Here is a 25772-nt window from a genome sequence, read left to right as displayed (position 1 = left end):
GAAAAAATGCCCCCGCTGAACGCGGCCGCTTCATCGGCCGCTAGGCCGGGGTATGCCTGGCTCTAACAAAAACGGTGGAACCTGAGATTTCCCCTTGCACTCAAACCCACAACACACTATCTGGGCTGCAACGGTCTGTAAAAATGCGCACCGCACCCAATGGGTGCGCGTCGTGCGCGACCCCGGCCCGCTTTTCCCAAACCATTTCGCTCCAGATCTTTAGCCAAAATCCCTCGTTTCAGCACTTCTTAGGTCTTATTTTGAACCTTCACCCGAAAGCCAGTCCGCCGGTTTGAGGTAATTTTGGTAAAGGTCGTCCTCACGGGAACCCGGCTCCGGTTGATAGTTGTATTGCCAGCGCACGAGCGGGGGCAACGACATCAGGATCGACTCGGTGCGGCCGCCGGATTGAATACCGAACAAGGTGCCGCGGTCGAAGAGCAGATTGAATTCGACGTAGCGACCGCGACGGTAGAGTTGAAATTCCCGCTCTGCCTCCGTTGACGCTGTAGCGCGCCGTTTTTCAACGATGGGTGTGTAAGCAGGTAAAAAATGTTCACCCACGGAACGCATGAAGGCGAAGCAGTCGTCGAAAGAACCCTGGTTGTAATCGTCGAAGAACAGGCCGCCGACGCCGCGGGTTTCGTCTCGGTGCTTGAGGTAAAAGTAGGTGTCGCACCATGCTTTGAACTTGGGGTACAGCTCGGGGCCGAAAGGATCACAGGCGGCCTTGGCGGTTTGGTGCCAGTGAACCACGTCCTCACGATAGGGGTAATAGGGCGTAAGGTCAAAGCCGCCGCCGAACCACCAAATCGGCTCGGCATCTTCACGAAAAGCGGTAAAAAAGCGCACGTTCATATGGGTGGTGGGAATGTGGGGATTGGTCGGGTGAATCACCAAGCTAACACCCATGGCGTCGAAGGCACGCCCCGCCAATTCAGGGCGATGCGCGGTTGCCGAACCCGGCATGTCGTCGCCGAATACCCGCGAGTAATTCACCCCCGCTTTTTCGAACAAGCGCCCGTCCAAGGTACGGGTACGCCCCCCGCCGCCTTTCGGCCGTTGCCACGCATCCTCCACAAAGTGATGCCCGGGATCCAGGGCTTCCAAACCACGGCAGATGCTGTCTTGCAATTCGGTGAAAAAGGCTTCAATCGGGGCGACATCAATGCGGTGGGGCATCTCAGACATGCGGGGGCCTCCAGGTGGCGTAATAAGCAAATCGCCCCCACTTTAGCGCGATCCCAAGGCCGGCGGCAAGAGCCGAACCCCGCGTTCATTTTTTTGCGACAATCTTAACGACACAAAGGGGTTAGCCACGAGGGAAGCAGCCATTTTTGCTAAGATGCGGGCACCAACGGTTCCCCCACCGGAACCGAATCAAGGGAAACACCACCATGAAACTGGGAACACCAACCACTTGGCTGCGCTTGGCGGCTGTTAGCGGTGCACTCGCGGTCGCCATCGGCGCGTTCGGCGCCCACGGGCTCAAGACCTTACTCGCCGAAAACGGCACCACGGCGACCTTCCAAACCGCCGCGGCCTACCATCTGACCCACACGCTCGCCATGTTGGTCCCGCAAGCGCGCCGTCACCATGGACTCGCCGCCTGCCATTTTTTTGCACTGGGCATCTTTTTTTTCAGCGGCAGCCTCTACACGCTGGCCGTGTTTAATCTCCGCTGGATGGGCGCCGTCGCGCCCATTGGCGGAACGGCTTTCATCCTCGGCTGGCTGTGGCTCGCAAAAACCGCGGGAGAACCGTCGCAAGAAAACACCTAAAGCGCGAACGCATGAAGGCCGGTCGGCACCACGCCGCCGGCCGGGCAAAATCGCCCTCACTCGGGGACAAGCCTGAGCCATCCCCGCGCCGGTCGTCCGAAAAAATAATCCAGAAACCTTTGCAATCGCACAGGTTACGCCTACTCTTTTTGAATGATACCTTTTCCATCACCCGACCACAGGCTCCCCGGTCGCAACAGATGCCCCCGGCAAAGCTGTTTTTTCGGGTGCTTTTGCAAGGAAAAGCCCGCCGGGAAATGTGGGTTAAGGCTCAAGGCTTTGTGATGATTGCCGATCTGGTTGTTAACCGGCAACCACCCCGTACGCTGACCCGCGCACCCACCGCATCGCCTCGGTGTTTGCGTCTCGGTTCCGAGGATTTTGGCAAAACCGCGAATGCGGCCCCGTCTTTTATCAATACATCGTGACTTTTTTGGCTCAAGCCGTCGGGATTACGCTAGAATACAATGGACTTCATTCCATGCCCCTATGTAGCGTTCGGTTGCCGGTCTTGGCCGGTACACCCGCCATGAGTCTCGTTAGAAAGGATGACCCGTTCTGCATGAAACCCAATAACCGAATTTTGGTCGTCGACGACAATATATCCATTCACCGAGATTTCAAAAAAGTCTTGAGCAACCCCCGTGCGGAAGAAAAGCGCAAACTCGCTCAAATCGAGAAAGGTTTGTTCCAAGACCAACCGGAAGAAGAGGACGAAAACTCCCTATTGGAGTACCAGAACTACCTCGTCGATTCGGCATTCCAAGGCGAAGAAGCGCTGCAAATGGTGATTAAAGCCCACGAGGAGGGCCGCGGCTACGCCATGATCTTCATGGACGTGCGCATGCCGCCCGGCTGGGACGGCATCGAAACCATCGCGCGCATTTGGGAACGCTATCCCGATATTGAAATGGTCATCTGTACCGCCTACTCCGACTACTCCTGGGAAAAGATTCTCGCCCAGCTCGGCACCACCGACCGCTTGTTGTTCCTGCGCAAACCTTTCGACACAACGGCCGTCAAACAAATGGCCCTTTCACAGACACGGAAGTGGAACCTCTCCCAGCAGGCCCAGCGTTACGTACGCCAGCTAGAAAGCGAAATCAAAGAGCGCAAACGCAGCGAGGAGCGCCTTCATTATCTGGCCCACCACGACAGTCTAACCAACCTCGCCAACCGCACCCAATTCTACGAAAACTTGGTCAAGTCGCTCGAATCCGCCAAAATTGAAGACAACAAGCTTGCTTTGTTTTTCGTGGACCTGGACCGTTTTAAAGAGATCAACGACACGCTCGGCTACCACAACGGCGATTTGATTCTCAAACAAATTGCACAACGCCTGCGCAAGGTGATCGGTGAAACCGGCTTGGTCGCGCGTTTCGGCGGCGATGAATTCGCCGTGCTCATCCATTCGGTGACCGCCAATGAGGATGCCGCCTTCTTGGCCACCCGCATCCACGACGTGCTCGAGCCCAACTTCAACCTGGAAGACCTCCAGCTTGAGGTACGTGCCAGCATCGGCATCGTTTTGTTTCCCGATCACGGTGAAGACGCCGATACCCTGATGCGCCGCGCCGATATGATGATGTCGGTCGCCAAAAAATCCGATCCCGGTTACACCTTTTACGATCCCAAATTCGACCATTACAGCCCGCGCCGCCTGATGCTTTTGGGCGAGTTGCGCCGCGCCATCAACAACAACGACCTCTGCCTCTACTACCAACCCAAAATCTCGTTTGAGACGGGTTACATCATCGGATGCGAGGCTTTGGTTCGCTGGCACCACCCCAAGATCGGGCGTATTTTTCCCGATGAGTTCGTGCCCCTCGCGGAACGTTCCGGTTTGATCAAACCGCTTTCCATGTGGGTCCTCAAAGAAGCCCCGCGCCAATGGGAAGAATGGCACAAACAAGGCATCGACCTCTCGATTTCCGTCAACCTATCGGTTCGCGATCTTTTTGACTCGCAGATCCCCGAAAAAATTGCAAAAATTCTCGACCAACACCACATGCCGCCCGAAATGCTGATTCTGGAAATCACCGAAAGCGCCATGATGGAAGATCCCCAGCAGGCGCGCAGCATCTTGGCCCGCCTCAACGACATGGGCATCAAGCTGGCGATTGATGATTTTGGTACCGGCTACTCCTCACTGGCTTACCTCAAAAACCTGCCGGTCGACGAAATCAAAATCGATAAAAGCTTTGTGATGGAACTGGATACGGACGAAGACGACGCCACCATCGTCAAATCGACCATCGACCTGGGCCACACCCTCGGCCTGAGTGTCACCGCCGAGGGCGTCGAGAAAAGCGAAGGTTGGGACATCCTCATGCAACTCGGCTGCGATTATGCGCAAGGCTACTTCATGGGTCGCCCGCTTCCGGTCGCCGAAATTAATCAGTGGTTTGAGGAATCCAACTGGGGCATGCGCGCCCACGCGGAAGGCTTAAAAGACATCGGAAAGTAATGCCGATCACCCCACCTTTGGGATTCGCGCGTCGGCGCGCGCTGGTTTCGGTTAACCGATCATCGCGCTTCGGCCGCTTGGGTCCACGGGCCCACGACCTTTATTTGTTCCTCACGCGGGTGAAGGGGATCAGGTTGGACGGCGGCGGTTCTTCCTCTTCCTTTGGCTCCTCAATCAGCGGGGCCGGATCCACCGCGGCCGGGATGGAGTCGAACGTATGCACCGCCGGCGAGGCGTTTTCGTTGAGCGCACGGTAATACGCCGAATACATAGTTTGAATCAGCACGGTGCCGACCGCGCCCAAATCACTGAGCGGGAAACCGCCGCGGATCAGCGCCGCGTGGATCAAAAACAGATGCCATGGCGCACGGGGCTTGGGTCGCACGTGGTACAGCCAGATACCCGTCCATAGGAAACGGTTCATCCACTGGCGCCGCCGCGGTTCGAAGATGTGTTGAATCAGAACCTCGGCGGTGACGTCAAGGTCTTGCAGCCACGTCTGGGGTTCGCCGATTTTGGCAAACAGCACGTTTTCGACGGCCTCGTCATCATCGAACCAGGTTTCGTGTAACCCGGACCGCATCAACCATTCCCGGTTCTGATTGGCGAGGGTCGGCCAACGCTTGGGATTGCGGTAGGTTTTGGGCATGTGTTCATGGAACATCTCGATCAGTTCACCGGCTTCCTGAACCTGGGCCCCCCAATCGGTGTGACCCAGGGTCTCGGCAACCAACATCAAGCCGGTAGGCGGGACCGCGTCATGCTCGAAACCCTCGGCGATGTGGGCCTGAAGCACCAGATCCAAATAGCCGGGATCGACCTTGTAATAAATGATTTGGTTTTTAACCATGTCCAGTTCTTGTTTGAGATCGGCCTGGCTATCGAAATAACTACACCACACGTCTTGCACACCGAGTCCTTGCTTGAGCAAAAGGTTGGCGAGCATGACCTGGTCTTTTTGCTGGATGACAAGCCACAAGCCCTGCGAGCCGGATCCGTCGATCAAACTGGCATATACCGAAACCAGTTGCCCTTTCTCGCTGGGTTCCGGGCTTAAGCCGCCTCGGCGCAGTGATTTAATGGTGGCGTCCAGGGGCGAACGTTGTTCCTCCGGCAACCAGTTGCGCATGGTGATCAAGCGCCGAAAGGTAACGGGCGAAACCATACCGTCGTGAGCAGCCTGGGTGAGGATGTCGGGTACCAGCACGCGCACCTCGCTGTCGTGATGCAGACACATCAAACCCACGATCTCGCGGATGACAGGATTGCGGTACCCGGCCAGGAACGAGAGTATTTGAAGCTGGCCCTCGGGTGGGATCAGGCGTAGTTGAGGCAGGAACAGCTCCACCAACACAAAAGGATCGTCAAAGCCTTGACGTTCCATATCCTCAAGAATGGCTTCCATTTCTTCAATGGAGTCACGTCCTGAAAAACGGTTGTAGTATTCGGCCAATTCTTGGGCGGCCTCGATTAACACGAAATCGGGCTCCATACCGCTTTCGCGCAGGGCTTCCATCACGTCCTGCTGGACAAACTGTCCCATGTGCGGCACCAGGATTTTATCGGCAATGGTTTCTTGAACCTGCTCCCACATCGGCGCGGCCCAACGCCAATTGCGCTCTAAACCATACTTGAGTTTATGGAGCGCCTCACAGAAAAGATAGTAACTCAGTTGATATTCAGGGCCAGGTTCTTCCTCTTTATGGGGGTAATGCATCTGTAACAGTTCCAGGAACAGCAGGGCCGCATCGTGGTGCATATCGATGAACCGTTCCAAAACCTGACTGATACGCGGGGGGCGTCTGGTTTGAATTTCCGGGAGCAAGGGCTCCATTAAAACGGACAATTCCTTGAGCCGCGTTTCGTGATCCACGGGTTCACCGGCACCGGGAAAGGAAGCGTCTTCGCCTTGCTCCATCATTTCATGAAGCGCGGCGACCTTGCCCTCCAGGGATTGAAGCCACCAGGCGGGATGTTCGGGGCCAAAGGTATCAACCGGGGGGACACGCAGCGGGTTGCCTTCTTTCATGACGCCGGAAAAGGAGCCAAAAGGTTTGCCGCGGTATTTCTTGCCGGTCAGTTCCCTGCGAAACAAACCGAAGCGTTCCTGAAGCCCGGCATAAAAATGGGGATCGGCGTTAAATTCGTCGAGCAAGGCCTTTAAAAGAATCATCGAGTTGGCCCCGTTGACAAAGTCCGGGTGTAGGCAAGGGCCGAAATCGGGGCGACCCGGATCGAGACTCAAATGGAAAAAGGTCCAATCATTGGTTAAATCGTCGCTGTAAAGGGCGAGCAGAACACGGCGCATATCGCCGCCGCCAGGCCCGGTTTGGGCGGGGTAAAACTCGAAGACAAAATAGGTTTTATCGGCAATCGGTGTGTCTTTGGCCGGCGTAATCCGGCGCAGGGAAAAAACCTCGCTCGGAAATAGCTCAACAAAGGCCTTAAATATCATCCATCCACCCTTCTTGGTCCCCGGGGCCGCTCCTTTTAGGAGAAAGCTTAGATTACCATTTTTGCCGTTCCATGAACATCATACGCCCGCGAGGAAACACCGGGGCGACAGCCATCGATCTCCCAACTTTTTCCCAGCTCGATGCGGTCGTGTTCCGCCTTCTCGGGACAGTTCTCGACGGCGCCAAAGTTGCCGGTCCCGCGGCGAACCCCCTTGTTCCGGCAAGGTTGGCCTTAAAGGGAACATGCCTGTTCACGGGTCGCGGTTCACCATGCGGGTTAACGCGGCATGATAACACAATCGCTCGAAAAAACGGTGACCGCGAGCGGTTCCGCGGCCGTTCATCTCACAAAGCGCATTTTAGCGTCCAGCGGCATCAATAAAAACGCTATTCGACAACATGCAGCAAGCCGTCCCGATGCAAAGACCCGTCCAGCCAGGCTTGTTTGAGCTTTCCATATTGAATTTTTCCGTTGTGGGTGCGCGGGATGAGTTTGTTTTTACCCAGGTGAACCTTGTCGGGACGGTACCCCAACACATCAAATACCGCCTGGGTCACGCGTTGCGATAAGGCGGTGAGGAGTGCGGCGTCCGGGCTGCGTTTTTCAATTTCAATAAACAGATGAATTTGCTCGCCCTGAATGTCCTCACCGCTTATGCCGAGCGCGGCGGACAAACGAATGCCGGGCACGTCCTCCGCGATTTCTTCAATCTCACGCGGGGCCAAGTTCCGACCGGCCTTGATAATGATGTGTTTGGAACGACCGACAATAAACAGCAGGCCGTTTTCATCTAGGTAACCAATGTCACCGGTACGAATCCAGCCGTCCCGCCAATGCAAAGCCTCGGTGGCGGTGGGATTGCGGTAGTAACCCTGGGTGCAGGATGGGCTACGCATCACAATTTCACCGTGCTCCCCGGTCGCGGCAAAACGTTCGTCAACGACCACGGCCGCTTCCATGCCGGGAATGGCTTTGCCGGCGGAGACATGGCCCTCGCCGTCAACCACGCGGTCCCCCCGTTGCATGTCCCAAAAGGTGACGGCCACGGAAGCCTCGGCCAGACCGTATCCCGGCTTGAGAACACCCGGTAAATCGAACTTGGATTCAAAGCGTTCAATCGTTTTGGGGCGCACGGGTTCCGCCGCGATCAGGGCCCGCTTGAGGCTGGACAGATCGTAAGCACCGCCGCCCTTGGAGAATTTGGTCGCAAACCGGTAGCCGAAATCAGGCGCGGCGGTCATGGTGCCACCGTGTTCCTTGATGGCTTTGAACCAGGGGAAGGGTTTGGGCGAAACGGGAAGCAAAACCAGCTTGGCGCCCAGATAAAAGGGGCACATGGTCATGGTGATCAAACCCATGTCGTGGTAAACCGGTAACCAACTCACGAACACATCCTCGGCCACGAATTCGGCGGCGGGGATCATTTGACGCACGTTGGCGATCAAGTTGCCGTGGGTCAGCATCACGCCCTTGGAGTCCCCGGTAGTACCCGAGGTGTATTGCAGCATGGCCAGATCTTCCGAGGTCACCGCGGCCGGTTCAGCCGCGCCCTCAAAAGCGCGGCCCTGCTCACAATCGCCGAACACCAAATCCGGCAAACCACTGTCCGAAAGAACGGCGTCGCGTTCCGGGCCCGCGATGTTTTTGGCGGTCACCACCATCCGCGCGCCGCACAATTTGGCGAGCAGGGCGACCCGAGCCGCGGAGGAACCGTGAAAAACAGGCACGGCAACGGCGCCGAGATACTGAACCCCGTAATAGGCGGCAAAGAAATCGGCACTGTTGGGCAGACGCAGCAGGACGCGATCACCCGCCATCACACCCCGGTCCTGGAGGTAACCGGCAAAGTGCCGCACGGCCTCCCAAAGGCTCGCATAGGTATGGGCGGCGTCGCCGAAAACCACGGCGGTACGATCCGGGGTCAGCTCGGCCCGACGCGCGAGCATCGCGGTCAGAGAGGGAATATCCACCATGGGATCCTTGGGTAAAATCGGCTGAGGCAACATAACACTTCACTCCAATCGGGAGAACAACGCAAAAGAGGGCGTCGCGAAACTCGCGCGACGCCCTCGTAACGGGTTAACCAAAAATCAAACGTGTGCCTGCATTTCTCACGGGGAATTCTGCGACGAATCCTTGTGACAATCGCGGGTTAGGCCGGTGTCGCCTGGGGTCGATGTTGGTTTTGCATCCACACATCGCGGACCTGCATCAGATCAGCGGGAATCGGCTCGTAAATGCCGTGACGCGCATAACCACATGCCTTGGGCACCCAGTGGCAGGTCAACGAGTTGCGGGTCTGGCCCACGCCCGTCGGCTTGTTACTGGAGTGGATCGCAAGCGAGGAGAAGAAAAGCACGTCGCCCGCTTTCAAAGCCGGACTGTAGGGCTCAAAACCGGAAACTTGCAGGTACTTGCGCAGCAAACGGCGCGATTTGGTGACGCTGTTCAGAGAAAAACTTTTGCCTTCCAACTGATAACCGCGAATGACCGAGCAGGAGTGATCCTCATAGGTTCGCGCGGCTTCTTGCGCCTCTTCCGAAAACAGACCGTCCTCGTAGATGCGGTGACTTTTGGGATACACGCAGAAACGACCGGCTTTTTCGTCAATGTCCTCAAGCGCAATCCACACACCCACCAAGCGGCCTTTTTCGGCGGCGTCAATAAAATGGGTATCCATGTGGGGATCGGTACCACGACTGCTTTCGAAGTACATGCTCTGCACCATCATGGCTTCTTCGCCAAACAGGGTTTCCACGGTTTTTACCAGCTCGGGATGGGTCAACACATCAAGCACCGAGCCGTGGAAGGCGGGGAATTGGTCGCGCATGGTCTCGTGGACGTCCAACATCGGGTTGGTCACGTGGCCGTGTTCATTGATGTTGTGCCGCTCCTGTTTGGAGGTGGTCTGCCGTAAAATCCGGCCCTCAAAAGGGCGCACTTGCTCGGCAAACAACGCGCGTGTTTTCTCGCACAACGCGGGGTCGATTAAGCCGCGGGCGACAATAAACCCTTCCTCGGCGTAGGTTTGGTGTATTTCACGCGCTTCGGCACCACGCGTTACTTCACCCAAAGCCCCAACACTACTCATACTTTATCCTTGTTCTGTCAGCAGTTTGTACGCTTGACCCAAGGTCTCGATGTCCTCGAAGGGAACCTCGTCAAATTCTTCGTCAAGCAAGGCCTCTACTTCGGCAACGATGTTCACCATCGCAATCGAATCGGCACCCAAATCATCCGTCAAATGACTCGTTTCGGCTAACCTGGCCTTATCGATGCCCAACTGTTCGGCAACGATTTTTTTAAATTGTTCAAACGATAACTCACTCATCCTCGGCTCCCCATGCATTGGTTCTTCTGGGCATCAATGGGCGTCTCTGTTTCGGTGTCCGCCCATGCGGTGGCGCAAATCCACGGCGCAAGACTCCGTCGCCCAACCTATTGGAAAACGCGGGTCCTGTCAAGTTGTTTGGCCGCGCGGGCTGGGGCTGACGAGCTAATCGTCGTCCTCGTCGTCCTCGTCCGGGTTGTAGCTGCCGGGAATGCGCATCCGCCTGCGCTGCCACTCATTGGCGGGTTCGTTTAGCGGTAGCCAAATCTCCATCACGCCCTCGTCGCTGTTGTAGCGACTCTGGAAGTCGTGCCGCGATGCAAGCCGTAACATGGGTTCATTTTCTGGCAACACGGTGCCGGTCATGATCAAGATGCCGCGGGCACGGGCGTAGTCAATCATTTTGCGCATCAACATACTGCCGAGCCCCTCCCCCGCCAGATCATCGCGGACGATAATCGCAAACTCGCAACTGATATTATCGGCGTCAATCCAAATACGAATCACCGCAAGGGTGTGGCTGACACCCTTAATGCCTTCCGTGGCGATAAACGCCATTTCACGGTCGTAATCGATTTGGGTAAGCCGCGCCATTTCGGTGTGGCCGATCGAGGTGCGATGGTGAAAAAACCGAAAACGAATCGATTCCCGCGACAGTCTACGGGCGAATTCGGCGTGGGCCGGTTCGTCTTCGCCGCGAATCGGGCGCAATTCCACCCGGCGACCTTTTCGGGTGACGGCCAACTCGCGAAGTTCTTCCGGGTAGGCCTGAATCAAGGAAGCACGGGGTTCACCCAAACGACACATGCCGTCCAAGGCGATGAGACCGTCGCGGTTCATCAGGAGTGGGTTCACTTCCAAACCTTCAATTTCGGGATTGTCGACAACAAGCTGGGAGAGGTGGACCAAGATTTTGCACAGTTCGTCCAGCAAGACGTCGGATCGATCCCCAAAAGCCTGGATCAGTGAATAAACCCAAGCGCCGCGCACAAGGTCACGGGCGAGGGCGATGTTCAGTGGGGGCAGGCCGATGCGACGGTCGGACATCACCGCGGTCGGCGGGCCGCCTTCACCGAACAACAGCAGCGGGCCGAACACGGGATCCCGGGTTACGGCGACATTAAGCTGGATATACCCCATGCCGCTGCGCATGGTTTGAACCGCATAACCCAGGCCGCGTCCATCGCGGTACCGTTCCCGCGCACGCTCTACCAAACGACCGGCGGCGGCGCGCAAGCGCGCCTCGCTGTCAATCGCCAACACAATCCCGCGGAAGGGTCGGTTCCCCGCGGCCTGGTACCAAAAAGGGCGGGTATTGGCGGAATGCAGGAACTTTAACGCCACGGGGTAACCTAAATCCGCGGCGGCTTCACAGAGTTCGTCAACATTTTCGGAGAAACGGGTATCCACAAAAGGCACGTCAAAGGCGGTGAGGATGTCGCGCACCTCGCGCACGTGGAGCAGGTTGCGACGCTCCTTTTTGGCGCGATCAATAATTTCAGGCACCTTGGCGCGGTCCAGGGAACTTTTGTCGGTCAGCGCGGGCGGGGTTTCCAACAAAACGGCTTGGTGGCGGTTGTTGTGAACCATGTGCATGAAGGCACGCACGGCTTTGTCCGGGGTGAAATATTGGGGAACCCCCATGCTGTCAAAGAGTTCACGACTCTCGCGCACGCTGGTCAGACCGATCCAACTGACCAATACGGGCCGATCAATGTTTTTCGCGGTTTCGGCCACGGCACGCGCCACGGCAATCGGCGGTGCGGCCTGGGTCGGCGCGTACATCACCAGCAAGGCGTCCACCCCGGGATCGGCGGCAACGATTTCCATGACACGTGCATAACGGACCTCATTGGCGGCGGCGCTGAGGTCAATCGGGTTGCGACGTGTCCAGAACGCGGGCAAGATTTTGGCGAGACGTTTGATGGTTTCCTCGGACACCTTGGCGAGTCGCCCACCGTTCAACACCAAACCGTCCGTGGCCAGCACACTCGGCCCCACCCCGTTGGAAATAATCGCCAGTCGCTCACCGCGCAGTTTCTTGGCCGCGGAGAGGGTGGCGAGCGCGTCGAACATTTCATCGGTCGAGTGAACCCGCAACACGCCGGCACGGTGAAACACCGCATCGTAGACCTGATCCGTCGACAAGATGCCACTGGGCGGTACAGCCGGTGTTTCTTGTGCTTCCGCCACACGGCCACTTTTCACGGCCAACACCAACTTGGAGCGCGAGGCGGCACGAACCGCGGAAATGAAACCGGCGGCCGAGGTAATGCGCTCCAAGTGTAGCAATATGGTTTTGGTATTGGGGTCGCCGGCAAGGTAATCGATGATGTCGGTAATCTCCACATCCACCGCATCGCCCAGGGTGAGGAAGTGAGAAAAACCAATGCCGCGCCCGTGGGCCCAGTCAATCATGGCCGAACCCATAATGCCCGATTGGCCGACGTAAGCCACGTTGCCCGGCTTCACGTTGAGGTGTGCGTAGCTGGCGTTCATGCGATGGCCCGGCACCAAAATACCGAGGCTGTTGGGGCCGAGCACGCGTACCCCGTAGCGTTCGGCGGCGGCATACACGGAATCTTTCAGCGGACGCCCGGAGCGGCTCTGCGTCCGCGACAGGCCGCCCATGAGAATCAACGCGGCTTTAACGCCAAACCGTCCAAGCTGGCGCACAAGCCGGGGAACGGTCGTCGGCGGGGTGCAAATAATCGCCATCGAGGGCACCTTGGGTAGGTGGCGTACCTTGGCGAAACAGGGTTTGTTTTGCACGCGGGCGTACCCCCGTTGGTTCACCACAAAGAGTTCGCCCTCGTAACCGGCGTCGATCAAATTGCGCAGCACGACCGACCCAAGGTTCTCATGGCGCGCTGATGCACCGATGACCGCGATTGATTTGGGCCGAAAAAAATAGCGTAGGTGACGTGTACTCACGGGCACGCTCCTCACGAGGGGAAATCCTGGAACGGGGATCAGGCTTTATTATAGGAACGGAACGGGGTGGCCCAAAATAAAAAACCCCGGCATCTGCCGGGGCGGGAGGTTCCGAGGGATGGAACAGACCTATTTTTCTTTGACGGGGTCCTTGTCTGCTTTCGGTTGGGTGTGTTGGCCGCACTTGTGTTTGGGATCCTTGGAAAAACAATGGCCCACGGCTTTGCCGTCTTTGTTAATGGTGGCGACCATGGCGGATTGAAAACGACCCTCGAGGTCGACAACCACGGTGCCGTCGGCGAGGCTTTCTTGAACCAAACCTTCGCTGCTGGTGTTGATCATTTCGGCCAAAGCTTCCTGGACATCGGGTGTCAGATCGGGGTTGCGGACCAAACCGCCGCCGTCAATTTGGACGACGTACCCGCCACCACCTGTTTGCGCCTTGGGTTGGTCGGCTTTTTTCTGTGACGCGACTTTTTCAGCGGGCTTGGTTTTGGCAGGTTTTGGCGCGGGATCACCGGCGAAAAGCAGCGGGGTGATCAGTACAAGCAGGCAAACGAAACGACGCATAACACCGTCCTCACAAAGGCTCTGTTAATTGGGTTGACGCTCGCGTTGCGGCTTCACGGGCACAAGCACCGGTTGAGGTGCCGGCGTGGGAATCCCTAGGCCGTTAAGCAATCGCTGCCAGAAACCGGGTTTGGGGCCGACATGGTAGACGACAAAACGGTCTTGAGGAGCAGGATCTGCATCACGGAACAGAGAAAACCATTTCATAGGGGCGTGCCTCACGAAGTTAGATTGCGGGACCCGTTTTCGGTAACGTTATTTTAATACCGAACGCGTAATAAGCAAATCGGAAGTGCCTAAAGAAAACTTGAAGACTAATTAGTCCCGGGTGGCGAAGTGCGCGCCAGGTCACCATTCACGCACAAAAATGGGCGCTTTTGAGGGCCACCAAATATGTACTGGAGCGCGGGCCACGATGGTTCCGTCGGCAAAGTCCACCAAGGCCAAGCGCGCGGGCGACCCGAACAACCGAACGATCATCTTGCCGAACCAGGGTTCCTTGACCAACATGAAGGGGATCTTTTCGCACGACCCAATAAAGAGGGTTTGTGCTGACCGACAGGACCACTTTTAGATGGTAGGCGAATACCCCTTTATTCACACCATCGAAGCGGGCTAGCCCTTTTGAAAAACACGGGCTAACCCGACGCGGCGTTCGAAGATCCGAAACCACGCAATCACCGGACGCACGCTAGGTTTTATTGTGGCGGGGGCGCCGTTTGCTGGAAGGCGTCGAGTGCGCCGACCTCGTCCATCATCACGGCCAAATTCCCAAACTGGCTGAAGGTGAAGCGCTTGCGGTATTCCGCCCAGGCTAAAAGACAGGCGATTCGCAAAATGGGATCCCCCGGGGTTCCATCAAAAGAAAGATCGGTCCCATCAAGGGCTTTCAATCCCGATTGGACGCGGTCTTTTTGGCGTTGGATGTAATCAGATTGGTATTCGCTGATGCCGTCCCGCTCCAATAAAAAAATGTTAACGGCCGTATCGAGCACCGTGTTCGCCAGGGCATAGAGTTCGGTGTCTGCCGGGGTCGGCAGGAACTTTTGACCCGCCTTGTCGCGCAGGTGGTGCAGGATCGCGCTCGAATCATAATAGTGCAGGTCACCGTCGCGCAGGAACGGCACGCGTTTGGTCGGTGAATTCGCATAGCTTTGGTCGTAGTTGGTTTCTTCGAATTCAAAGGGCCGGCCGGTTTCCAACAACACAATGCGACAGTGGCGTACAAAGGGCGAGGTATAACTTCCGTACAAGGTGCAATCCGACATCGAACACTCCTGATCTGCAAACTTTAAGAACCGATAGATGGTAACTGGATCTTAACAAGCCTTGGACGGGTTTGCTTAGCAGACTTTTCGATTTGGGCGGTTTTGGGGCTGCAGCGGCGTTATCCAGGCGAGCTTCCTGCTTTTCAAGGTTTCGTCAGCGCACCGACCATGCAGCAGGGAAATAACAGCGAACCGCCGAACCGCGGCGGCACGGCACCGCTCACGCCGCTAACTCGGCTTTTTGGCGCGAACGGCATAGTAACCAAAAACAGATCGGGTCAGGCCCAGGGCCAAACCAAACATGGGTGCCAAGGCATTGGCCAAACGGTGGTGACCGAGTTTCTTGGCTTTATTTTTGTGGTATTCGCTCGCAAAAAAATGAGCCGTCACCCGTGGGATGTGAAGGGCCGAGGGCGCGACCCTCCAGGACCAATCGATCACCTCGATAGCCTCGAATCCGGCCGCTTCGAGCGCCGCGACAAAGGCGTCACGCTCAGCAAAAGTTTCCAAGGCCCAATAATCGTGGACTTTTCCGAGGATCCATCGGGGCAGACGCCATTTGGGCCGGCGTTTGAGGAAACCGTCGACCACAACCCAGCTCGCGCCGGGCTTGAGCACCCGGTAGACCTCCTTGACCAAGGCTTCTTTCCCGGGCCCGGGCGCGTGGCAAGCGCTTTCTAGGTTCCAGGCCCCCTCGAAGGAGGCGTCGTCAAAGGGCAAATCGGTGAAATCGGCGTTCACGAAACGGGGCCGTTGGGCTTGTGGCACCCGCTGACTCGCGATTTGCGCACGGGTGATTTGCTCGGCAACCAAACTAACGCCGGTAATGTGCAGCGCTTGGTGTTCGCGGGCGAGTTGGTTGGCGGTCGCCCCGGCACCACAGCCACAGTCCAAGACACGCCCGCTGTTAAGACCCAAAAGCTTTAAAACACGACGGTTCATCGTTGCCAGCATGTTTTCCAGTTGAAAAGGATTGGCGCCGCGTTCGTAGTAACCGAAATGCATGTTAAAACCGGGACTCCAATACCGGTAATCCAGACCCGATGCTTCGTAATACTGCTGAATATGCTGTTTCGAGCCACCGCTTTGGATGATCGGCCCCGGTCCCGAGGATTCGAAATAAGGGTCAGAAGACACCGGCGGAGCCGGTGGCTTGGCGGCGGGAGAAAGGCAGGATACAGACATAGGACCTCCAGTCACAAGGGATCGTTATCATTGGCTTTAAAGGCTTTTTAAGATATTGAACTCGTTCAAAAGCTCACATAGGTAATCTAAGTTCCCATTCACCAAAAGGCAAGGATTTTCCTGAACGCGTTCAAAGTTTTTCAATAGAATCCAAGGGCGAATCAACCTCGCCGGCGCGATTCCCGGCTCACGGCCGGCGGGCTCTGTATATAATGAACTGATCCCCTCTCTTTCATCTCGTATCTCGCCGAGGAGTTGTCATGGCTTTCGTCCGTTTTTCTTCGATGATCCTTGTTTGCTTTGGGTTGCTCGCCCCGCTACTCGCCCAGTCCGGCGGCACCTTTACCCTGGAAACCCGCGCCAACTATCGCGATAGCGACGAACTTTCGTTGCCCATTGCCTTCCCGTTCCCCGATGATTTTCTACCGCCCGGCGCCGAACGTGGCTCGCTCAACACCCCGGATCCCGGCAGCCATGGGGAGATTTCACGGATTAGCTTGACCATCCACCAGGCGTGGTCCGCCCGTGCCCAAGCTAAGTTCAAGCTGGATACCATCGATAAATACGACCGCAACCCCACCACGGATGACAACAAAATCGATATTGACGAAGCCTGGTTCCTCTACGGTGATTTTGTGGCGGAGGATCAGGCCCAAAGCGCCTCGGGCTGGTACCTGAAATTCGGAAAAATGGCCAAATTCGAACGGCAAAACGACCGCCGTAGCGAGGGTTACGGGGTGCTCTCCACCGCCTTCAACCGCTTTGAGGATGCGGGCATTGAGCTGGGCGCCCAAATCGGCAACCACTTTTATGTCAAGGGTTCGTTCACGGTCGGTAATCCGGTATTTTTCCGCGATACCAACGCCCTCGCCGGCGACAACGGCACGGACGCGGGCAACCCCGCCAACGGCGCCAACCCACAACCCGAGTTAGGTTCCGGTTTCCCGATTTTTTACGACGCGGACCTGGAGGACTACGATTTTGATGAACCCGAAACGGGCATCGCGCTCGGCCTCAAATTCGGCGATGTCGCCGCGGGGAACGTGGTCAACCTCATGGCGTTTGCCTACAACCGCGACCTGCGCGACACGGTGGATATGACCGGCTCCTTTTACGGCGGCGACCTCGACCTCCTCAACGGGGTGGCGGAGGAACTGGGCCCGGCCTTTGCGGGCGGCTTGCCCATTGAAGGCCGCAAAAAAGAAGAGTTCGGCGTAAACCTCTGGGTCTATTGGGGACAATTCACCGCCTTTGCACAATACGTCGACCAAGAGCAGGCTTCCCTACCCCGTGACGGGTTCGAAATCGAAGCGGCCTACACCATTGAACTCCCCTTGCTCGGTGCGGTCGCCGGCAAACCCATCCTCCCCTGGCTGCGCCCGGCATTCAGGTACTCCGAGATCACCAACGACTACGCCGGCAACGCGCGCATCTATCCGGCGCCCAGCGTATGGTGGGACTGGCGGAAAACGGATTACGCGCTCAACGCCCTGCTTTACCCCGGCCTCTTGCTCACGCTTGAATACAGTGACAACCAGTTTTTACTCCCGGTCGGGTGGCGCAACGCGGATGAGACGGTGATTAGCTTGGGCTGGAAATGGAACCGAGGTTGGGGCGACCACGCCGCGGAGAGAAATTAAGCCAGGAAGCCCCCAAGCCGTGCCAGGCGACAGGCAAAGCCCGCATTTCTCGCGGGCTTTTGCCACCAACAAGGTGGCGACAGACAGGATTACGACGGAAATCAGGCGCCAGGCGGGAAAGCCGCCGAGGAAAGAGGCATTCCCGCCTATCCAAGGGCGGGCAGGGTTTCGCCCAGCAGGCAACCCGCACGCACCGGCCCCAAATCTGGAGACCTTTTAAACCAGGCCGTGCCCGACCGGCACAACCCCGTACAAAGGGCCCTAGCTAGAGGTCGTAGGTCCGAATCGTATAGACGAATTCTTGGTTTTCCTCGTTATCAAAAAAGACCGTGGCTTTGCCGTCGTGGATGCCCATGAAGTAACCATCGTAAACAACCGGCTCACCGATCATACGGCCGTTGGGCCCGACACGAACCACATACTGAAGGGGCGACTCGAGTTTGTCGCCATTGGGCACCGTGTAGGCCACGGCAAAATCGGCACCCAACTCGCCGAACCAGGTAATCCGTGACCAAGCGTTAAACCAATCGCGCATATCGCGAAAACTCAACCGCGTAGGCGGCCATCGGTCGGGATGGGGTACAAAATCGCGCAACAACAGGGGAATGAACTTGGCCTCGAAGGGTTTGCCGTCGGGGATCTCACGCTCAGCTTCCATCGTTTGGGCATCGTAAATTTGAATACGGGGTTCCAGTTGATCCATCACCAGGTAACGCCCGTCGCGATGGGCAACCCACAGTAATTTGAAATTATTCTGGAGTTTGCCCTGCGCCTCGGTAGCTTTGCGCCAAGCGTGCGGCGATTTCTCAACAATCAAATCGCCACCGGGTTCAATGCGGTAGTCGACCTCGACCAAAACCGGCGGATAGGTATCGGAGCGACCGCGGAAGCGGGACAGGTCAACCGCCAGCAAACGATCTTTAACCCGTACAAACTGCCGGAAAAAAACCGGTGATTTCGCCAAGTAATCACCTGTGGCGGAAAAGACACTGGAGCGAATCAAAGATGCGTCTACCAGCCAGTAGTGCTCACCCGTCCAGAGCGCTTCACCCAAATTCACAAACTCGCCGGGCCCTTCGCCCTTGTCGCCAAGGATGTTAATGACCTTGCCTTCACGATCCCAATGCCAGAGGTGATACTGGGTCGCGGCCATGTAGGTACCGTCTTGATTTAAATACACGCGGCTGGGTCCCAAGTATCCCAAGTAACGGCCACGGTTCTCCAACTTGACCTCGGTCAAGGGACTCACCATGAAAATCAATAGAAAAATGTGCGAAGCCAACGGCATCTCCCACTGCTCACGCCCCCAAGCACGGGGTTCATAAAGCCATAACAATCAAAAATACGGGTTTAAAGACATACAGTTGCGATTTCATCCGCATTCCGGGGAAACCGCACAAGGATGAAAGCATTATAAAGGACGGGAAAGTGACGCGCCACATTCTTCTGTCAACGCGCAAAGGATAAACCCCTTGGGGCCCATCTTGCCGCGCCACGTCATAGCTTGCTTAGCCAACAATTCCAGCGAAACGGACGCCTTCTTACGATGAGGTCTTGATCACAAAGGCTCAAAAACCTGAAAGAACCAGACCCGCGAGAAGGCCGTGCCCCACAAAAAATAATACAGCACCAACCCTTTATTTATCAAATGCTTGTACAAGATTGTCACAACGTTGGCTTTTCTTTTCTCAAGCAGAGGCGAACAAGACACGCCCGGCCGGCGCCGACAATCGGCCATTTGCGTTTGGCAAAGCAAGTTTCAGCCTATAAGATGAAGTTCTATAACGTACCTGGTGCTCGATCAAACCGCGATTGAAAAGAAAACGCGCTGTTGCCCCAACAATCCCCCGCGGAACCTTGGTTAAAACAGTGATCCATCTTTAGAGCCATCTATTGTTTTTTCGTCGATAAAACATGGTTCGGTTTTGAGCGGATGTTTCTTTTTCAATCTTGTATCGGCGCCGGTTTTTCCCCACACCAGGTTTTCCGAACGGAAGGGTGACCCCGTCACCAGGTGTTTCAGACCCCGCCCGAGGCGCGCGGTCTTTACCAATTCGGAGAAACCTAGAATCACTGACCGTTAACCATTTGTTGACGCCGTTTCAACCGCGCACAACCGACGAAGATACCCAGGTTTCGATGGGTTGATTTGGGTTCGGTTGATGCAACAGGCCGGACCCAAGTCGGGAACCTGCCTTGGGTTGAATCTTAGTGTCACGCGTTTTTGTTTTGTAAAGATAACCGGGACCCGAAACGGGGCGCCACACCACATTTATCACACCACAGGGGGATCACGTGGGTTTTCTCGACGATCTGGACAGCGCATTTGACAACATCATGCTGGAGGAAGGCGAAAGCGCGGAACCGCCCAAGGAGGGCCAGGTCCAGTTCAGCGGCTTGGACGACATGGGTTTGCCCAACGATTTGCGCGAGTTACGCCAAGCGTTGGCGGGTGAAACCATTCTTCCCATCGCCGCGTTGCTGGCCACACTCGACCGCGGTCGACGCGCTTACACCTTGGGCGCCTTACGCGGTGCGCTGGATTACCACCTCAAGGTTGAAAACGACGAAAAGCAACAAGATTTGATTAAAGCGCTGATCGGCGAGTTGACCACCCGTCGCGGCACCGCGCGCCAGGCCTTTTTGCCCAAACAGAAAACGCGGTTCCAAGAGATGGCGGACGGTCTGCCCAAGGTCGATTTGGCCGACGGACCGGACCGCGTGCAAGCCTTCCTCAAGCTGCTGACCAAAACCCCGGAAACCTCGTTCAAAGAAGCGGAAAAGTGTTTCCGCTCCGGCATTTGGGAAACGGCCAGCGTGGAAAAAGGCAGCATGTTGGAATTAACCAAGTTAAGCACCATGGAAGAACATCAGGTCGCGGCCCTGAAGGCGGCGGTCGCCCAATAACCGCACCCGATTGAACCAACCCACGTGAGGCCCGCGCGATTTTTTCGATGCGGGCCTTTTCTATTTGTTAGAGTGGGCCCAACATGCGAGTCGAGGAGGCCGAACCATGTGGTTCCAAAAAGAGATCACCCTAGGCGCCAAACCACGGGGTTTCCATTTGGTCACGAACGAGATCACGGCGGCGGTCCCGGAGTTGGCCAAGTTCCGCATCGGCCTGGCCCATATCTTTATCAAACACACCTCGGCCTCACTGACAATTAACGAAAACGCGGACCCCAGCGTGCGCCGCGACATGGAGCGCCATTTTAATAAGTTAGCGCCGGAAAACGCACCCTACTACGAGCATACCTACGAAGGCCCGGACGACATGCCCGCCCACCTCAAATCCAGCCTGCTCGGCAACGCGCTGTCGATCCCGATCTCGGCGGGCAAACTCAACCTCGGCACCTGGCAAGGCATCTACTTAAACGAACACCGCGACTACGGCAGCAGCCGAACCTGCGTGATTACGCTCAACGGCGAGTAAGCTCAACATCCCCAAATCATTCATTCACTTATTCATTTCTCGAGACACTTTAGTGCGAACCGAGGTTTTCCTGTACCATGATCGCCGGAATCATCACGTCAGCTACCAATGCCTCACCCAAGAGATCCGCCAACTGCAGCAATAAGCAACGAACCACTTGGTCATTCTCAAAAAGGGCCCGGGCAAATGGGTCGTGCTGATTGACGATTTGAATCGGTGCGAACCCAACACATGAGCAACCTTCATTAACTTCATACGCAAGCCATTCAAACCTTTAAACAAATTCCATGTCTTCGCTGTAGTTTTCGAAGCGGGTGTATTTTTTGAAGAAGGCCAGGTTGACCGAACCCGTGGCGCCGTTACGGTGCTTGGCGATGATCAGTTCCGCGATGCCGAACTCCTGCTCGTCCGGGTCCTTGTCGTCTTGGGTCTGCTCTTTTTCCTTGTAGTAATCCTCACGGAACAGGAAACATACCATGTCGGCATCCTGCTCAATCGAACCCGATTCACGCAAGTCGGAAAGCTGGGGACGGTGATCCGAACGCTGCTCGGCCGCGCGGGAAAGCTGGGACAGCGCGATCACCGGCGCGTCGATTTCCTTGGCCATGATTTTCAAACCCCGCGAAATCGCCGAAACCTCTTGAACACGGCTTTGCTGTTGTTGCAGTGTCGAACCCGACATCAACTGCAGGTAATCAATCACCACCAAATCCACGCCGTGCTCTTGGTTGAGCCGTTTGAGCTGGGCGCGCATCTGGGCAACGGTTGATTCACCCGAGTCCTCAATGAAAATGTTGGCGTTGCTCAGTTCGGCAACAGCCAAGGCGACGCGGTTCCACTCTTCTTCCATCAATTTACCGGTCCGCAACGAGGAAATACTCACCCGTGCTTCACTACCGATTAAACGCATCACCAACTGGGCGCCCGGCATCTCCAGTGAAAAAAGCGCGATGTTTTTGCCGTCTTTTACGGCCGAGTTCAGTGCCACGTTCAATACGAACGAGGTTTTACCCATCGCCGGACGGGCGGCCACAATGATTAAGTCGCCCTTCTGCAAACCCGCGGTCATGCGGTCCCAATCCATGAAACCGGTGCGCAAACCAACCAGCTCGCCGTCTTGGGCGGCCCGTTCGCGCATGGTTTCGTAGGTTTCGTTGATCAGCGCCCCGAAATCGCGGAAGCCGTGGTCGACCTTGCCCTCGCGGAACTCTTGCAGTGAGTTCTCGGCGACGCCGATGGCGGCCATGGCGTCCATCTCGCCCGACACCGAGATTTCGGTCAGTTTCTGGCCGAAGTGGGCCAGCTTGCGCAGCATCGCTTTTTCTTTGACGATGTTGGCGTAGTGCTCGATGTTGGTGGTGCGCGGAATCCCGTGGGTCAGTTCATCCAGGTATTCGTAACCGCCGGCGTCTTCCAGTTCGTCGCGTTTAATCAGTTCGTCGGCCACCAAAACGGGGTCGATCTCGTCGTCGCGCTCGAACAGCAAAACCAAAGCCTGGAACACCAAGAAGTGGTGGCGACGGTAAAAATCTTCGGGCGTAACCACGTCGAGCACGGGCGCGATGTTGTCTGCTTCCAGCAGCATGGCACCCAATAAAACCCGCTCGGCTTCATCGTGGTGCGGCATGCCCTTGAGTTCAATCGCCGGTTTGTCTTTGTCGCGTTTCTTTTTCCACTCTTTTTTCTGTTCCATCTGCCTTCGCCACCATCCCGTCATCCACAACGGAACCCGGCCGATCTGCTCCCAAAAGTGGAAGCTCGGCAACATCGAGGGAAAGCCGCGCGTGGAGCCTTATCCTACCCTCTCCCCCGCCCGACTTCAAGTAGCGGCGGTGCACCACACCGAGAAGAAGCGCGCGGGCCGCAACAGTCGGTTTTCAACGCGCCAACCAATTCATTTAAAACGGCTTTTCCATCACGTGAGCAAACCTTGCCGCACCTTGCGGTTAGCGGTATGATGACAGGGTAATCACACCACCCAACACCTTGTTCAACGCCCTAAGTCCCTGAAAATCAGGGTGCAGGTGGTGGTTTTCGCGGCTCAGCCGGCGACATCCCGAGGGAGGCAACCATGGCAAGAAAACCGAAAATTTACGGCGGCAGTACCAAAGGCGACGGCAGCAAAAAGAAACGGCGCGTCTCCGGTAAAGACAACCTTGGCAAGCTGATGCGCGCGCACCGCGATCTCGAAGATCTGCTGTACGGCTATAGCTCGCGCGCCGATTTCGTCTATGACGATATGGATTTCAGCATTGAGGAATTCTCTGACATGACCGGCGCCGATTTGGAAGAGCTGCTCGAGGACATCGACGAAATCGTCCGAAAGAGATAAGATGTTTTTCGACTGGTCACCCCAACAACTGATCCACCTGGACCAAGCGACGTCCACCAACGACGACGCCTTCACCATGCTGCAACACCAACCGGCCTGCCTGCTGTGGACGACCCACCAAACAGGCGGGCGCGGCAGTCGCGGCCGCTCCTGGCTGTCGCCACCAGGCCATGGCTTGGCGCTTTCGATGGGTTGTTCGCCCGCGCCGGCACGGCCCGATCAATTTTGTTATCCCATTTTCGCGGCGGTCGCGCTCCATGAGGTGTTGTGCGATCTGGCCCCCGGTGCAAGCTGGACCCTCAAATGGCCCAACGATTTGCTGCTGGACGGCCGCAAGTTGGCGGGCATCTTGTGTGAATCGCGCTGGGTCGGCAAACAGGTGGCGGTGGTGATCGGCATCGGCGTGAACCTCAAGCGCCACGCGGGTATGGAGAACCTCCCCAAGGGCTACGCGGCCCTGGATGAACTGCCGGATCCGCCCCAAGCGGAACAGCTTGTGCGGCAACTTTTTTTCACGCTGCCGCTCCAATTCGAAAAGTTAGCCCAGCCGGCATTGCTCACCGCGGCCTGGCAGCAGCGCTGCGGATTTCCGCTCGGCACCCGTGTCACGCTCACGGCCAACGGGCGCACCCTCTCGGGCACCTATGAGGGCCTCAATCTTGAGGGCAATCTCAAAGTCCGCGACGATTACCATCAGCTCCATCAAATCGCCCAGAACTGCGACGACTTCGCGCTGACCCCGCTCTAAGTCTCTTTAATGAATAGGGATGCAAAAAGCACGGCCGCCTGGGACCGTGCTTTCCTTTTTTTGATTTAGAAGTTCGGGTAGACGTTAATGGTTTGGCCGCCTTGGCCGACCACGTTGCCGCCGGACTGCCAGCGACTGTCGTTAATCAGGGCTTTGAACGCGAAGGTTTCGCCGTTGGCAAAGGCATCGGTGCTCCAAACCCAAACGTTACCTGACGACCAATTCGCATCCACACCGCTGCCCCAGCTCAGGGGCGCGGAATCGCCGCGAATGGCGATATTGTTGCCGAAACCGACATCGTAATGCACGCGAATGGTGGTAGTGGTACCGGTTCCATCGCCGCCGTCGCCACCGTCGCCACCGTCACCGCCGCCTTGAACCCAAACGGCGTAGTTCTGACCAGAGGAAGCCAAATCCCAGCCGGCACCGGGCGACCAATCACCCCAGCCAACTTTGACGGCCACTTTGTTGTCGATGTAAGCGGCGTATTTACTGCCGTCGGCGGCGACAACATTGACGCTGCTGGTAGAGGTAATTCCTTGATTCTTGCGGATCTGGATCAACTCACGGATTTTATCGCTGAGGTCGGGAAAACCACCAAACGGATACTGGTGCGTCCAGAAAACACAGGGAATGCCGGGGTGGGTCAGGATAAAGGCGTAACCGGCTTCGAGGTGGAAACGCGGGAAGGGCTGAACATACGCACCACCGCGCTGTTCCTCGGTGTCGTGGTTCTCGATGAAGGTCACGGATTTGCTCGAGTCACGGCTAATCAAGCCGGCAAAACGCAAAGAACCGTAGTTGTTGTTGTTAAAGGCGTCGATCAGTTGAAAACGCAATGGGAAATCGAAAGCAGTGCTGTTTTGCGCGGCGTTAACCCAGTTGTGTACGGCATTGGTGTCGCCGTCGAAAAACTCGCCGATGGAGATCTCGGGATTGGTGCGGTCGTTGTAAAGCTTGACGGCCCAAGGGGCGAATCCTTTGACCAAATCATAACGCCAACCTTTGTAACCCATGCCTTTTAATTGGTTTAACCAAGCGACAATGTCGTTTTGAAGCTGGGGCAGGTTGTGGTCGAGATCGCGGGCGCAGCAATAGGCTTCACCGGTGTCCGAGTTGCCGCTTTTGCCGCCGTTCCACTCATCGTTTTGGGCAATGTACCAGCTCGGCCAGGCCGGATTACAGAAATCAGCCCAGCCGGTACAACCGACGCGATGGTTGACCACGATGTCGGCAATGGGTGCGACGCCGCGGCCGTTCAGGGCGTTTAACAAGCTTTGCAGTTGGGCCTGGGAACCGTAAAACGAGTTGTAGTTGTTTAATTCACGGGGCAGGTAGCCTTCTTTGGAAGCGGCATCGGAAGAAGGTGGCAGCCAAATCATGGTGTAGCCGTCTGCTTCAATTTGCCCGGACAGACCCTCCAGGGTTTGCCACCAATTGGTAGCCTGTGAGGTCCAGTGGAAACCCTGAAGCATGACGTCGGGTGAGCCGGCAAAAGCAGAAACAGAAAGGAGGAAGGACAATAGAAGCGATTTCAGATTTTTGATCATTTTTCTCTCCTCAAGTGGGCCTGCAACGGGCGAGGAGGGGACCAACCAAATGGAGCAGGGGAAAACCCCGCGGCAG

At 56.6% G+C, this 25772-nt stretch carries 20 protein-coding genes; 7 read left to right on the top strand and 13 right to left on the bottom strand.

Features of this window, described 5'->3' with window-relative positions; all coding sequences use genetic code 11:
• Positions 1-255 precede the first annotated feature (255 nt).
• On the bottom strand, positions 256-1182 hold the full coding sequence (gene hemF, locus J3U88_RS28100) for an oxygen-dependent coproporphyrinogen oxidase (RefSeq protein WP_207862339.1): 927 nt from the start codon (positions 1180-1182) through the stop codon (positions 256-258).
• Between the two features lie 215 nt (positions 1183-1397).
• Here hemF and J3U88_RS28095 point away from each other — a divergent pair, with 215 nt between their 5' ends.
• Positions 1398-1781: a DUF423 domain-containing protein gene (locus tag J3U88_RS28095; protein WP_207862338.1), complete on the top strand. Its 384-nt coding sequence runs from the start codon at positions 1398-1400 to the stop codon at positions 1779-1781.
• Between the two features lie 562 nt (positions 1782-2343).
• Positions 2344-4248 carry a two-component system response regulator gene (locus J3U88_RS28090; protein ID WP_207862337.1) on the top strand — a complete coding sequence of 635 codons (1905 nt, stop codon included), beginning with the start codon at positions 2344-2346 and terminating at the stop codon, positions 4246-4248.
• A 100-nt stretch (positions 4249-4348) separates the two neighbouring features.
• On the opposite strand, the gene J3U88_RS28085 is transcribed toward J3U88_RS28090, so the two are convergent.
• The 9 genes from J3U88_RS28085 to J3U88_RS28045 form a co-directional block, all read right to left on the bottom strand.
• Complete coding sequence (locus tag J3U88_RS28085; RefSeq protein ID WP_207862336.1) at positions 4349-6703, bottom strand: hypothetical protein; 2355 nt, start codon at positions 6701-6703, stop codon at positions 4349-4351.
• A gap of 388 nt (positions 6704-7091) precedes the next feature.
• The gene (locus J3U88_RS28080) at positions 7092-8711 is read right to left on the bottom strand and encodes a class I adenylate-forming enzyme family protein (RefSeq protein ID WP_207862335.1); all 1620 of its coding nucleotides are present in this window, start codon (positions 8709-8711) and stop codon (positions 7092-7094) included.
• A gap of 146 nt (positions 8712-8857) precedes the next feature.
• Complete coding sequence (locus tag J3U88_RS28075) at positions 8858-9796, bottom strand: phytanoyl-CoA dioxygenase family protein (protein WP_207862334.1); 939 nt, start codon at positions 9794-9796, stop codon at positions 8858-8860.
• A gap of 3 nt (positions 9797-9799) precedes the next feature.
• The gene (locus tag J3U88_RS28070) at positions 9800-10036 is read right to left on the bottom strand and encodes a phosphopantetheine-binding protein (protein ID WP_207862333.1); all 237 of its coding nucleotides are present in this window, start codon (positions 10034-10036) and stop codon (positions 9800-9802) included.
• Between the two features lie 165 nt (positions 10037-10201).
• A complete protein-coding gene (locus tag J3U88_RS28065) occupies positions 10202-12970 on the bottom strand; it encodes a GNAT family N-acetyltransferase (protein WP_207862332.1) in 2769 nt (922 codons plus the stop codon).
• Between the two features lie 129 nt (positions 12971-13099).
• Positions 13100-13540, bottom strand: a complete 441-nt coding sequence (locus J3U88_RS28060) for an SPOR domain-containing protein (RefSeq protein ID WP_207862331.1) — start codon at positions 13538-13540, stop codon at positions 13100-13102.
• A 24-nt stretch (positions 13541-13564) separates the two neighbouring features.
• A complete protein-coding gene (locus J3U88_RS28055; RefSeq protein ID WP_207862330.1) occupies positions 13565-13747 on the bottom strand; it encodes a hypothetical protein in 183 nt (60 codons plus the stop codon).
• Positions 13748-14238: 491 nt separating this feature from the next.
• A complete protein-coding gene (locus J3U88_RS28050) occupies positions 14239-14808 on the bottom strand; it encodes a glutathione S-transferase family protein (protein ID WP_207862329.1) in 570 nt (189 codons plus the stop codon).
• Between the two features lie 228 nt (positions 14809-15036).
• Positions 15037-15993 carry an SAM-dependent methyltransferase gene (locus J3U88_RS28045; RefSeq protein ID WP_207862328.1) on the bottom strand — a complete coding sequence of 319 codons (957 nt, stop codon included), beginning with the start codon at positions 15991-15993 and terminating at the stop codon, positions 15037-15039.
• A gap of 260 nt (positions 15994-16253) precedes the next feature.
• Between J3U88_RS28045 and J3U88_RS28040 the strand changes: the two genes are divergently transcribed.
• Complete coding sequence (locus J3U88_RS28040) at positions 16254-17633, top strand: hypothetical protein (protein WP_207862327.1); 1380 nt, start codon at positions 16254-16256, stop codon at positions 17631-17633.
• Positions 17634-17898: 265 nt separating this feature from the next.
• On the opposite strand, the gene J3U88_RS28035 is transcribed toward J3U88_RS28040, so the two are convergent.
• On the bottom strand, positions 17899-18915 hold the full coding sequence (locus tag J3U88_RS28035; RefSeq protein ID WP_207862326.1) for a hypothetical protein: 1017 nt from the start codon (positions 18913-18915) through the stop codon (positions 17899-17901).
• A 1013-nt stretch (positions 18916-19928) separates the two neighbouring features.
• Here J3U88_RS28035 and J3U88_RS28030 point away from each other — a divergent pair.
• Positions 19929-20540: a hypothetical protein gene (locus tag J3U88_RS28030; RefSeq protein WP_207862325.1), complete on the top strand. Its 612-nt coding sequence runs from the start codon at positions 19929-19931 to the stop codon at positions 20538-20540.
• Positions 20541-20646: 106 nt separating this feature from the next.
• On the top strand, positions 20647-21066 hold the full coding sequence (locus J3U88_RS28025; RefSeq protein ID WP_207862324.1) for a secondary thiamine-phosphate synthase enzyme YjbQ: 420 nt from the start codon (positions 20647-20649) through the stop codon (positions 21064-21066).
• 274 nt (positions 21067-21340) lie between these two features.
• On the opposite strand, the gene dnaB is transcribed toward J3U88_RS28025, so the two are convergent.
• The gene (gene dnaB / locus J3U88_RS28020) at positions 21341-22759 is read right to left on the bottom strand and encodes a replicative DNA helicase (protein WP_207862323.1); all 1419 of its coding nucleotides are present in this window, start codon (positions 22757-22759) and stop codon (positions 21341-21343) included.
• A gap of 378 nt (positions 22760-23137) precedes the next feature.
• Here dnaB and J3U88_RS28015 point away from each other — a divergent pair, with 378 nt between their 5' ends.
• Both J3U88_RS28015 and J3U88_RS28010 read left to right on the top strand, forming a co-directional pair.
• Positions 23138-23398, top strand: coding sequence for a hypothetical protein (locus J3U88_RS28015; RefSeq protein ID WP_207862322.1), 261 nt, complete (start codon positions 23138-23140; stop codon positions 23396-23398).
• 1 nt (position 23399) lies between these two features.
• A complete protein-coding gene (locus J3U88_RS28010) occupies positions 23400-24146 on the top strand; it encodes a biotin--[acetyl-CoA-carboxylase] ligase (protein ID WP_207862321.1) in 747 nt (248 codons plus the stop codon).
• Between the two features lie 65 nt (positions 24147-24211).
• On the opposite strand, the gene J3U88_RS28005 is transcribed toward J3U88_RS28010, so the two are convergent.
• Positions 24212-25696: an alpha-amylase C-terminal beta-sheet domain-containing protein gene (locus J3U88_RS28005; RefSeq protein WP_207862320.1), complete on the bottom strand. Its 1485-nt coding sequence runs from the start codon at positions 25694-25696 to the stop codon at positions 24212-24214.
• Positions 25697-25772 lie beyond the last annotated feature (76 nt).

This window comes from Acanthopleuribacter pedis (assembly GCF_017377855.1).
Lineage (GTDB): Bacteria > Acidobacteriota > Holophagae > Acanthopleuribacterales > Acanthopleuribacteraceae > Acanthopleuribacter > Acanthopleuribacter pedis.
Note: the sequence above shows the minus strand (reverse complement) of the source record. Positions and strands in the feature narration are given on the sequence as shown.